Source organism: Desulfovibrio piger ATCC 29098, from assembly GCF_000156375.1.
Classification (GTDB): Bacteria; Desulfobacterota; Desulfovibrionia; order Desulfovibrionales; family Desulfovibrionaceae; genus Desulfovibrio; species Desulfovibrio piger.
In genome coordinates, this window is sequence record NZ_DS996357.1 from 54,985 (window position 1) to 66,813 (window position 11,829).

General features: G+C 63.0%; 8 protein-coding genes. 1 reads left to right on the plus strand and 7 read right to left on the minus strand.

All coding sequences use genetic code 11. The features are described 5' to 3' along the window. Positions 1-93: 93 nt before the first annotated feature. The 3 genes from DESPIG_RS06480 to DESPIG_RS06490 all read right to left on the minus strand — a co-directional run bounded on the left by DESPIG_RS06480 (position 94) and on the right by DESPIG_RS06490 (position 4,339). Positions 94-1,491 carry an aminopeptidase gene (locus DESPIG_RS06480; RefSeq protein ID WP_006006494.1) on the minus strand — a complete coding sequence of 466 codons (1,398 nt, stop codon included), beginning with the start codon at positions 1,489-1,491 and terminating at the stop codon, positions 94-96. A 167-nt stretch (positions 1,492-1,658) separates the two neighbouring features. Further along, positions 1,659-3,059: an L-seryl-tRNA(Sec) selenium transferase gene (gene selA / locus DESPIG_RS06485; RefSeq protein ID WP_006006497.1), complete on the minus strand. Its 1,401-nt coding sequence runs from the start codon at positions 3,057-3,059 to the stop codon at positions 1,659-1,661. Continuing rightward, positions 3,056-4,339, minus strand: a complete 1,284-nt coding sequence (locus tag DESPIG_RS06490) for a bifunctional folylpolyglutamate synthase/dihydrofolate synthase (protein ID WP_006006499.1) — start codon at positions 4,337-4,339, stop codon at positions 3,056-3,058. Before DESPIG_RS06490 ends, selA begins: the two co-directional genes overlap by 4 nt. Before the next feature lie 232 nt (positions 4,340-4,571). On the opposite strand from DESPIG_RS06490, the gene DESPIG_RS06495 reads away from it, so the two are divergent. Further along, a complete protein-coding gene (locus DESPIG_RS06495; RefSeq protein WP_040369586.1) occupies positions 4,572-5,015 on the plus strand; it encodes a GNAT family protein in 444 nt (147 codons plus the stop codon). Positions 5,016-5,104: 89 nt separating this feature from the next. Here DESPIG_RS06495 and DESPIG_RS06500 read toward each other — a convergent pair whose 3' ends face one another. The 4 genes from DESPIG_RS06500 to DESPIG_RS06515 form a co-directional block, all read right to left on the minus strand. Beyond that, a complete protein-coding gene (locus tag DESPIG_RS06500; RefSeq protein WP_040369587.1) occupies positions 5,105-6,352 on the minus strand; it encodes a capsule biosynthesis protein in 1,248 nt (415 codons plus the stop codon). Between the two features lie 5 nt (positions 6,353-6,357). Then, positions 6,358-8,463: a capsular polysaccharide biosynthesis protein gene (locus DESPIG_RS06505; protein ID WP_006006507.1), complete on the minus strand. Its 2,106-nt coding sequence runs from the start codon at positions 8,461-8,463 to the stop codon at positions 6,358-6,360. Continuing rightward, positions 8,460-10,064, minus strand: coding sequence for a polysaccharide biosynthesis/export family protein (locus DESPIG_RS06510; RefSeq protein WP_246118357.1), 1,605 nt, complete (start codon positions 10,062-10,064; stop codon positions 8,460-8,462). Before DESPIG_RS06510 ends, DESPIG_RS06505 begins: the two co-directional genes overlap by 4 nt. Before the next feature lie 266 nt (positions 10,065-10,330). Then, positions 10,331-11,386, minus strand: a complete 1,056-nt coding sequence (locus tag DESPIG_RS06515) for a KpsE/RkpR family capsule polysaccharide export protein (protein WP_006006510.1) — start codon at positions 11,384-11,386, stop codon at positions 10,331-10,333. Between the last annotated feature and the right edge of the window lie 443 nt (positions 11,387-11,829).

Here is an 11,829-nt window from a genome sequence, read left to right on the forward strand (position 1 = left end):
GATGGTTGGACGAAAGGTTGAATTNAAACCTTCGGTTCCAACACAAAAAACGTCCCCGCCCCCTCTCAATGATGCCACCTCGGCAGCGGCGGGCTAGCCTTCGAGGAAGGCCTTATAGGCTTCGGCAGTGGCAAGGATGTCCACGCAGCTGGCCAGCTCGAAGGGGCTGTGCATGGAAAGGAGGGCCGGGCCGCAGTCGATGACCTGCATGCCGTAGGCGGCCAGGAAGAGGGCCACGGTACCGCCGCCGCCCACGTCCACCTTGCCCAGTTCGGCGGGTTGCCAGGGGATGTTGCGGGCGTTGAACAGGCCGCGCACATAGCCGTAGAACTCGGCATCGGCATCGCTGGCACCGTATTTGCCGCCGGAGCCGGAGTACTTGGAGCAGACGGGGCCGTGGCCCAGCTGGGCGGCGTTCTGCTTTTCGTGCACTTCGGGGAAGTCGGGGTCGAAGGCGGCGTCCACGTCGGCGGACAGGGCGCGGGTGTTGAGCAGCACCTGCGAGACCGGGATGCCCGGGGCCCAGGCGCGGGCCAGATCTTCGAAGCAGTACTGCAGGAAGCGGGAAGCCGCGCCGGTGGCGCCGTCGGAGCCGATCTCCTCCTTGTCCCAGAACATGACGGCCATGTTGGGGCAGAGGCGGTTGGTGTTCTTGGCGTTGAGCAGGGCCTCCAGGGCGGTGAAGACGCAGATGCGGTCGTCCTGTCCGTAGCCGCCCACCAGGCCCTTGTCGAAGCCCACATAGGTGGCGGGGCCGGCGGGCACGACCTGGAGCTCGGCGGTGACGAGATCTTCCTCGCGGATGCCGTACTTGGCGTTGAGCAGCTCCAGCACGTGCTGCTTGATGGGTTCCTTGATGTCCTTGTTCTTGGCGGCGGTGGGGGCCGGGCTGTGGCCCAGGATGATGTTCAGCTTTTCGCCGTCAAAGACTTCGGCCAGGGTCTGGCTGTTTTGCTTGCGGGCCAGATGGGGCAGCAGATCGGCGATGGTGAAGACGGGCTCGCCGGCTTTTTCACCGATGGCCACGCTGATGCTTTTGCCGTTCTCCAGCACCACCACGCCGTGCAGGGCCAGAGGACGGGCCAGCCACTGGTACTTGCGGATGCCGCCGTAATAATGGGTCTTGGCCTGGGCCACGCCGGGCTGTTCGACCAGCGGGCGCTGCTTGAAGTCTAGACGGGGGCTGTCGGCATGGGCGGCGATGAGATGCACGCCCTTCTGCAGCGGGATCTTGCCCTTGCGGGCGGCGAAGATGGCCTTGCCGCGCAGGTTGCGGAACACGGCGTTCTTTTTGAAGTCCTCGCTGAACCCGGCTTCCTGCAGGCGTTTCTGCACATAGGCCACGGTCTCGCGTTCGGTCTTGCAATTGCTGAGGAAATCCATGTACCGCTTGACCAGGGCGTCCATCTGGCGCTTCTGGGTAGCGGTGGTGTACACGTCCCAGGCATTGCGGGGACTGTAGGTGAGGGAAGGCGTTTCTGCTTTTTTCATATCCAGTATCCTTTAGGCAGCGGTACTGCGGCTGCCTTTTCATGGAGCCGGTACCCGGCTGGCCGGAGATCCGGCGGCCACGGCAGGGCGTGATGCTCCGGCCGGTGCACGGCCGGGAGGCATGGCCCGCATGGCGCTGTGGAGCGGGGTGCGGGCGGAAATATGGTCTAGCCGGCCAGCAGCTGTTTGAGCAGGGCCGTCAGGCGCGGCAGGTCTTCGGGCAGGAGCGTGCGCGGATCGAGGCAGAAGCTCCTTTCCTCCAGACGGCCCAGCACCGGCGGCGTGGTATCCAGCAGAGCCTGCTTGAGGGCCGTGGCGCTCATGACGGCAGGTTCCAGACAGACCAGAGTCGTGGGCAGGTCGCGTTCCGGGAAGGCGCCGCCGCCCACGCGGGAAACATCGGGACGCAGGCTGATGCGGCAGGCGGGGCCCAGGGCACGGCGCAGCCGGGCGGCCAGCGAACGGGCGGCACGGGCCAGGTCTTTGGGATCCCGGCAGATGTCGCGCAGGGTCGGGATCTCGCGGCGGGCGCGTTCGGGCTCGCAATAGAGGCGCAGTGTGGCTTCCAGCGCGGCCATGGTCAGCTTGTCGCAGCGCAGGGCACGGGTGAGGGGATTCTTGTTCAGAGCCTCGATGCGCTCCCGGCTGCCCACGATGAGGCCGCACTGCGGGCCCCCCAGCACCTTGTCGCCGGAGAAGGTCACCACGTCGGCGCCTCCGGCCACCACTTCGGGCACTGTGGGCTCGTTGGGCAGGCCCACGGAAGAAAAGTCCATGAAGGAACCGCTGCCCAGATCCTCGATGACGGGCAGACCGTGTTCCCGGGCCAGGGCCGCCAGATCGGGCAGGGGCACGGCGGAATGGAAGCCCACAATGCGGTAGTTGGAGGTGTGCACGCGCATGAGGGCACGGGTATCTTCGTTGATGGCCGTGGCGTAGTCGTGCAGGTGGCAGCGGTTGGTGGCGCCCACTTCGCGCAGGCGGGCACCGCTTTTTTCCATCACTTCCGGGATGCGGAAGCTGCCGCCGATCTCCACCAGTTCCCCGCGCGAGACGATGACCTCGCCGCCCTTGCAGAAGGTATCCAGCACCAGCAGGACGGCGGCGGCATTGTTGTTGACCACCATGGCGGCCTCGGCGCCGGTCAGGCGCTGCAGCAGCTCGTCGATGATGACATAGCGGCTGCCGCGTCCGCCGCTGTGCAGGTCGAGCTCCAGGTTGCAGTAGCCGGAGATGACCCGGCGTACGGCTTCCTGGGCGCTCCGGGCCAGCACGGAACGCCCCATGTTGGTATGGATGACCACACCGGTGCCATTGATGACGTTGCGCAGGCGCGGTGCCGTCTTGCGGCGGACGAAGGCCAGCAGCTCGGGAAGGCAGGCCTCCAGAGCCAGTTCGGCGGCATCCTGCACGCGACCGGCGCGGATGTCGTCGCGGCGGCTGTTCCAGAAATCCGTGACGGCCTCGCGCAGCAGGGGGCGGGGCAGATCATGCAGGGCCTTGTCCGCCGTCAGCAGGGCATCCAGACTGGCGTTCATGGACGGCAGGGCACGGAAAAGGTGGTTCATGCGTCCTCCTTGGCGCCCCGGGCGGAGGCGGGCTGTTCCAGAAGGTGGGGATAGAGGCTGTAGAATTCCGCCAGCATGTACAGGGAGCCGCTGATGATGACCGGGGCCTTGTCGTCGCCGGGCAGATCACGCACGGCATCCAGGGCGTTGCGCACGTCGGGCAGCAGGGTGGCATTGGCCGGGGCCGCGGCATTGGCGGTGGCCACCACCTGGGTGGCGTCGGCGGCGCGTTCGTTGTGCAGGGCCGGGATGAAGAGCGGCGCGTCACCCAGGGCCCGCTTGAGCAGCATCAGGGCCGGGTGCCAGTCCTTGTCGCCCAGGCAGGAATAGATGGCCGCGCGCGGACGCAGGCCGGACTGGCGCACATGGGCCAGCAAAGCGGCCATGCCGTGGGCATTGTGGGCACCGTCCAGCAGCAGGGGCGGATGCTGGTCCGTGGCGGGCACGGACTGCAAACGCCCGGGCACGAAAGCTTGGGCCAGTCCCCGTGCCACGGCATCAGGCCGCGGCGTCACATGTAGGCGCGGGGCCAGAGCCTGCCAGGCATGCAGGGCCACGGCGGCATTGATGCGCTGGTGCGGTCCGGCCAGCCCCAGCGGCATGTTGCCCGGCAGGGGGGAGACGATGTGCAGGGGAGCGGCCAGCTGTTCGGCCTGCCGGTGCAGGACTTCTTCGGCAGCCGGGAACTGGGGCGCGCTGACCACCGGCACGCGGGGGCGGATGGCACCGCATTTGTCCAGAGCGATGTCGCGCAGGGTGGGGCCCAGGATGGCGGCATGATCCATGGCCACGGGCGCGAAACAGGTCAGGTCGCTGGCCAGGGCCGTGGTGGCGTCATGGGCGCCGCCCAGCCCGGCCTCCATGACGGCCAGCTGTACGCCCTGGCGGGCAAAGGCCAGGATGGCCAGCACGGTCAGGAATTCGAAATAGGTCAGGTCCGGGCGTGCCGCGTAGACTTCCGTGGCCAGCTCGGGCCACAGGGCCCCCGGCAGGGGCACGCCGTCGATGCGGATGCGCTCGCAGGGGGAAAGGAAATGCGGCGAGGTATAGAGTCCCGTGCGGCAACCGTGGGCGCGGGACAGACTGTCCAGGAAGGCGGACGTGGAGCCCTTGCCGTTGGTGCCCACGATCTGGGCCACCACGAAGGGCGGGCGGGAAAGGCCCAGACGGGAGAGGGCGGTCTCCATACGCGTCAGGCTTAGGTCCATGTGGAAGAAACCAAGGCCGTCCAGGTGTTCCCAGATCTGATCGATGGTCGTGAAATGCTTTGCAGTCTTCATGCCGCGACCATGCCACAATTCCCTGCCCTTGTCAGCGCTTGTCCCAAGGGGAAAAATGTTCCATCGCAGGACGGCCGTACGCAAAAAATATTTTATGCCCGTGTTTGTTGCGGCGTACGGACTGCAACTGTTGGCCGGGGGATCGGGCAGCATAGTGATGCATGCTGCAGGGCAGCCTGCTTGCGACAGCCACATTCCCCTGCTAGTCTGGACTCTGAAAAGGAGGACATGCATGATCCGTCTTGAAAAGGCCGGTCGGGAAGATCTGGCTACTCTTGTGCAGTTGCAGGAAATGGTGCGGGCGCGTCTGCTGCCGGAAGGGCAGCCCCTGCCCGAAGCGGCCGGGGACACGCTGGAGGATTTTTTTGCCCACGGTGTGGTACTGCGGGCCCTGATGGAAGATGACACCATGGTGGGGGCCGTATGCGGGCGGGAAGTGGACGGCAGGCAGCATCTGGCCCGGTTGCTGGTGCACCCGCAATGGCAGGGACAGTATGTGGAGACCATGCTGCTGTTGCAGATGGAAAGCCTGCTGCCCGAGGCCCGGCGCGAGCTGCTGTTCCCGGCACGGAATGCCGCGGATCTGCGGCCCCTGCTGTGGTTGGGCTATACCGTCAGTGAAGAGGCGACCCTGCCGCACGGCCTGACCCTGTACCGTCTGAAGAAGGGGGAGTAGGGGCCGACAGGCTCCACGGACTTTTGAACCACGGAGGACGGGCATCTGCCGATGCAAGCGGAGGCCGCTGATGGAGAACCGGGATCCGTTTAGGGGCGTGATGTCGCGCGCGGCTCCGTGATCCCCATGCGTTGCAGGGACGCTTCGATGGTATCGGTGATGCCTTCACGGGAATAGAAATTCCCCGGGAGAAGGGCCTCATTTTTGAGCAGACGCAGAAAGTCGGCAAGCAGTGCTTCGTCCGGCGGGACATACTGCTGCCAGAAATCGTCCAGTGACATCTGGTCGGCGTTCACCGCCAGACCCGGTACGGCATAGATGGCGTTGCCCAGACAGTACACGGCCTTGTTCAGGCGCAGGGCGCTCAGGCCGACCGTGCTGTTGCAGAGCACGACAGCTTTGCACCCCTGGATGATCATGTTTACCTGTCCTGCCTCGACGAAGCGCAACCGGTTGGCACAGCCGCAAGCCCTGCCCAGCGAACGCATGTAACGCCTGTAATTGATGAGACCGTTATCGAACGGGTGGTTCTTGATGAGCAGGTAGCTGTCCTTGGGCGCATGACGGGCAAAACTGGTGATGACCAGGGCCATGGACTCCAGGATACCGGTGAAGGGCGAATGCCGACGGATCTGGGAATCCGAATCCAGCTGCAGGGGCATGACATAAAAGGGGACCTTCTGGTGCAAAAAGGTCCGCAATACCTTGAGGGAATCCCTGCGCCGCCGGTGACGCATGAAGTAGCGGGGAATGATGCCCGTCAGCTCCCGGATGGCGCCATCCGGACGATGGGTCTTATAGCGCGGGAAAAACGGCCAGCAGAGCAGGAAACCGGCAAAATGCTTGATGATTTGCCAGACACGATTGCTTTGGGGGTTGCTTGCTGCGGAAAGCCCATAGGGATAGTCCGCCTCGTACGTCCGGGCTCGCTGCCGGATCTCCTCCCCGGTCTTCGGCAGGGGAGATGCGCCGTTGACCCCGCCTTCTTCCAGCGTGATGAAGCGGGGACGCAGGTAGCCTTCCTCATAGACCCAGACCCGGATGCCCCGTTGCCGTGCCAGCAGGATGGCCTCACGGTGCAAGGGACGCCAGTCTCCCATCAGGACGATATCCGTCGTATGGTTCTCCGTCATGCACTGACTGATCCAGAAGGGCCATTCGTAATTATGGCCCCGCCAGAAGCAGACATTACGCAGCCTTGGCCAGAAGATCCATTCGCCGCCGTTGGTCACGACTTTGCGTACCCGGCAGCCATGTTCTTCAAGTTTTTCGCCCAGGCGATAGAAAAACGGGCCATAGGGACCCTGTAAAAAAAGGAAACTGCGTGTGCCAGACATGCAAATTACACCTTGGGAGGCTGGATATGTGATTTCAGCTTTGCAAGAAAAGCCATACAGTCAGTGAAACAACGATGTTCCCAATCGTAATAGGCTGGATAGCACAGAAGGACGGCAGCGACAAGGACATCTACGGAAGCAATGGCTTTGCGTCTTGGAAAAGATAATCTGTCCCTTGTCAGCCCCCAGCCCGCATAGAACGGTCCCCCATAGGTAAAGACGGGGATACCGCGTAACAGGGCTTCGAAACCGGACTGTGAGGTCAGGGTATGGACTTCGTGGCAGCGCCGGTAAAGCTGGCTGATGGCGGTCTTGCGCACGAAGGCATCTGCCAGCCCTGCCACATCGCTGTCCTGCAGGGCTCCTTTCCTGTTGCCGCTGCTGACATCGGGGTGTTCCTTGTAAATGATGAAGGCTTGGGGCCTGACTTTGCGGACGGCCTGCAGGAGCTCCAGATTGGAGTGGATGCCGCAGCCTCCCGTACGTACGGAGGCATCATCTTCCACCTGGCCGGGCACGAGGACGATGGTCCTGTCGGTCGGCAGAGCGGGCAGGTCTGCCATCGAACCGACGTTATATTTGGTGATGCCGCTACGGCACAATTCTTCCCGCAGGGCGCGTGCCTGCTCCAGAAGGCCGGAATCCTCGATGCCGTTGCGGATCAGCTGCTCCAGGCGGCTGGGCTGGCGCGGGTCATAATAGATCCCCAAATCGTCAAGTACCAGGGAGCCCGGACGGATAAAGTCCGACCCCAGTCCTTTGGAGCGGATGAAGCCGTCTTCCATGCGCAGAAGGGGCACATGCTGCTGTCGGCAGAGGGCAGACAGTGTGGGGCTCTCCTTGGAAGACCAGACGACGACCCGCCCCTGCCGGGCCTTGGCTGCGGCCACGGCTTTTCCTTCATCAGTGAAGAAAGCCTGGGTCCCCCCTGTGGAGGCGAGGAAGGCACGGGCCTGTTCGTGTTTCCAGAGCCGGAACCCTAAGCAGGCATGGAATCCCCGGTTCAGTTCGTTGCGGCGGCGCTGTTCCGCCAGCAGACGGATGATATCCATGATGCCGCAGCGACGTCCCGTTACAGGGTGGACGTAGCGGCTGTACAGGATATAGGCAGCGGCAAAAACTTCTTCCAGAGTGCGGACTGCCGTACGGCGGGGGCAATGCTGCCTGTCGTGCGTCAGTCCCCATCCGGCATAGAAGGGCATGCCGAAACAATGGACCTTTTTGCCCAGCAGCAGGGCTTCGAACCCCATCTGCGAGGTGACGCAGTAAACTTCATCCACCTGGCGCAGCAGGCTGAGAGGGCTCACATCTTCTGCCAGAAGATGCACACCGGCGGGCAGATCATGAGGATCGAAGAACCCCTGTTTGCGGCCGCTGAGCACATCGGGATGGGTCTTGACCCAGATATCCGCACCGGGATGTTCACGGCAGGCTGCTTCCAGCATGCTGGTGAACGTACCGGCATCTGCCCCACCAAGGAGGACGCTCAGGTCATGGCGCGTCTGGTCCAGGATCAGGATGCGTGGACGGCCCCTGTCCAGGATCAGGTCTGCGGGGGCATCCGGAGCATGGTTATACTTGCTCAGATTGTACGCCAGGATGGCAGATATGGCGCTGCGGGCTTCCGCCAGCAGTTCCGGTGTTTGCCAGCCGTCACTGTTGAGCTGGTTCTCCAGTGCCGAGGGCCGGGTAGAATCGTAGTAGATGCCTGTATCGTCCACCACCAGGGCATACGGTGGTGCACCTTTCACTCCCAGGTCGAGGGAACGCAGGAAGCCGTCCTCCAGGCGGAGGAGGGGGAGACCGTGGCTGCGCGCCAAGGCTTCTGCGGCCTTACCACTCTGTTTGAGCCCCCAGGCCAAAACGCCACAACAGCGCTGTCCCAGACGAGACCATAACCACGTGCGACCTTTCCAGGCAGGAAGATAGCGGACATCCCGGTCAAGAAACGTCTCCAGATAGGGGACACGTGCCATGCCGGGAGAAAAAAGCGCCCAGAAATCTTGTTCCGGTGCCTGCAGGAGCAGCAGAGGCCAACGCGGCAGTCGGACTGCCGGTGTCAGCCTCTGGCGCACCTGCCGGAAAAGATAACCGAAATAACGCGGGATCATGACCAGAACGGCACCAGGACCACACCGGCGGACACGGCCAGCTGGTAGATGATCTGGACGATATCCTTGATGGATTGTACGGCCTTGCTGTCGTAGGCAGGCAGGACCATGATCTGGTCACCGGGCCCGACGCCCAGCGAGGCGATGGGACCGACCTCGCCATTGGGCTTGAGCACGAGGACGCTGCTGGCATCGGCTCTGTCCGTGTAGCCGCCGGCACTGTTGATGTAATCCTTGAGCTTGAGGTGCTCGTTGTAGACCACAGCCTTGGGCATGGTCACCTCGCCGGCGACCTGGACCACACCGGACTTTTGCGGAACGTAGACGATATCGCCTTCTTCCAGGATGAGGTCATTGATCTGCCCCTTGCGGCAGACCACGACCACGCCGTCAGGCTCGATCTTGCTGGCCCGCTGCACGAAGTCCTGGATCAGTTCCGCTTCCTTGATGCGGATGTTGGCCTCGTCCACGGACTGGGACGTGGCCGTGAGGGCCCGCTGCTCCAGACGGATGAGCGAATCCTGGATGGTCTTTTTCTGCTGTTCGGCCACGGACTGGCGGCGCAGATAGATGGCCTCGATGGAAGCCAGATTGGCATCCACCTGGATATACTGGAGCAGCTGGCGCAGGGTCGTCCCTTTGACGACGGGAAAACGGGAATTGCCCAGGATGGCCCCCGTGGCACCCACCATGATGGTGTTGCCGGGCGTGTCCGCATGGAACTCCACGATATCCTCATCATGCAGGGTGAAGGACCTGAATTCCGCCATGGTCATATAGGTGTGGTATTCGGAGCCATTGCGGGTCCCGGACACACTGACGTGACTGGCACTGGGCAGAGGCCAGGCGACCTTGACCAGGCTGGCCCCGCTGACTTTGCCGGGATCGAATTCGTAGAAGGCCGGCTGGCGGATCAGGCCTGTGGCGGCGATGCCCATGCCCCTGTCCCGCACGAGGATGACGTCACCGTCCTGGAGCTGGACTTTGGGCAGATCCCCGTTGGTCAGGAAGTCATAGAGGTCGATGTTGGCCACGACGCGCTTGCCGCGCTTGACCACGATGTGGCGGAAGCTGCCGCGTTCGGGAGCGATACCGCCGGCCCTGTCCAGATAATAGAGGATGGAATCCTGCTGCCCGCCCGCATAACGGCCGGGATTGAGCACATGCCCTGTCACGAAGACGGCCACGGGCTGGGAACTCATCAGATTGGTGTAGATCTGGACGTTGGAAGTGAAGACCGAGGAGATCTGGTTCTTTATGGTGCCCTGCAACTGGGCGTTGCTGAGCCCGCCCACGCTGATGGGACCAACTTCGGGCACGAAGATGTTGCCCTGCTGATCGACGACAAGGATGTCGTCATAGGTGAAGGCACCCCAGGCGCGCAGCATGATGCGGTCACCGGGAGAGATGATGTACTGGGGTTGCAAGCCTTCCTGGTACGTATTGGCAAAGTTGCCCCGGAACAGGCTGGCCCCGTAGGGCAGAAGACCTTCCACGAGAGGAGTCGGATAGGTGGTCTGGGCCCAGGCAGGGGGGGCCTGCAGAGGCACAGGCTGGCGCAGCGGGGGCCGGTAAGGAGCTGCCTGCTGAGCGTTATTCACTGTACTCCCGGAGGGTTTTCCATTTTGGGGATACATGGCATCCATATTCTGCATGCCGGTGCCCGTTGCCTTGACGCCCGCGGCCGCAGGAACAGCATTACCATTACTGCTGTTGGCGGATGTCTGTTGTTGTTTGCTCACACCGTCAGAAAGTCCTCCCATCAGGGCCTGCTTTCTGACAGTGTCTGTGGAATAAGCCTGGGCACAGGGCGACATGACAAGAAGCGCCGCAAGCATGACAGCGCAGGACAAAGACAGATATTTCATCAGAACCCCGCATGCTCCCGGATGGCAGCAACGATAAGAGAGACAAGACCAAGCAGCACCGCGGCTGCCAGCATGAACACCAGACTGAAGACTATGGGGCGGGGATAGAGGGATTCATCCGGCACCATGGGCTTCTGGAACGATTCCACATAAAGAGATTTGGACTCGGCCTGGACGCGTGCTGTTTCCAGCGAGGCCATGGCAGAGGTCAACTGTTTCTGGGCGAATTCTTCTTCCAGAGTCAGGCTCTGGAATTCGCTGACAAGAGCACTCAGGGGCTTGTCGCCTTGCATCTGGCTGGCCAGACGCGCCTTTTCGCTCTGGAGCTGTTTCTGCAGGACAGCCAGCCGGTTCTGGAGCATGACCACCCGGGGGCTGTCGGCCTGCATATAGGTCGAGGCTTCGGCCAGTTCCGCTGTAGTTTTGGTGATCTCCCCTTCCAGTTGGTTGACGAGACTGTACAGGCCGCTGGCCACAGCCTGCGGATCGAGGATTACCGTGCGCTCCCGGTATTGCCGCATAGCCTCGTGGGCCGTACGGATACGGGCCTCGGCACGGGCGACCTCTGCCTGGGCCTGGGATATGGCATCGGTCCGGGCACGATCGTTCATGGCATTGACCAGGGCCTCGCTGGCATCAAGGATGGCTTGGCAGACGGCCTGTGCCATCTGTGGACTGAAGGCCTTGACCTGGACAGTCATGATACTGGTGTCCGGGTCAAAGGTTGTCACCACGGCCCAGCTCCAGTAGCGCAGTATCTCGTCCTGGGTCGCGTTGCGCGTCAGACGGTACCAGATGTCATGGCTGCGATCCGCGTAGTGGTCCCGTATATGCAACTTGCCATCCACCTTGTCGATCATGTCCATGGACTGGATGTAGTTCTGGACGATGTAGGAATCGCTCAGGGACGAGGAGTTGGTACGGAAAAAAGTGGACAGCATGTCCAGGGACTGCTGCTGGTTCTGGCTGCGTATGGCAAACTTTGCTTCGGCCAGATAGATGTCCGAGGCGAAGAGGGCCAGATAAAGGAAAACCACCAGAGTGGGCAGCAGCACACAGGACAGGAGCAGGCGAAGCGCCAGGCCTTGCGGCCGAAAGAAGCTTCGTATGTTTGCGGCATAGGGGGCAAGACGGTCGAGCTTGGTACGGGCAGCCTCCGGCAGCAGCGGCAGTAATCCTGACGACGGCGCGACTTGAGACGATGGAGCCTTGGCCGTGGGGGGAGTCTGTGCGGCGGCAGGCCCCTTGGGGGCTGGCTTTGCTGCGGGAGTGGGCGTCGGCTTGGGAGCTTGAGCCGGAGCTGCAGGCGCAGCAGGGGAAGCAGGCGCAGCGCTTTTGGGGGCTGCCGGAGCGGGCTTTGCCGCAGGCGCGGGGGCTGCCTTGGGTGCCGTTGCCATTGGCGTAGGAGCAGGCTTGGGAGCCGGCTTCGCTGCGGGAGTGGGCGTCGACTTGGGAGCTTGAGACGAAGCTGCAGGCGCAGCAGGGGAGCCCGGCGCGG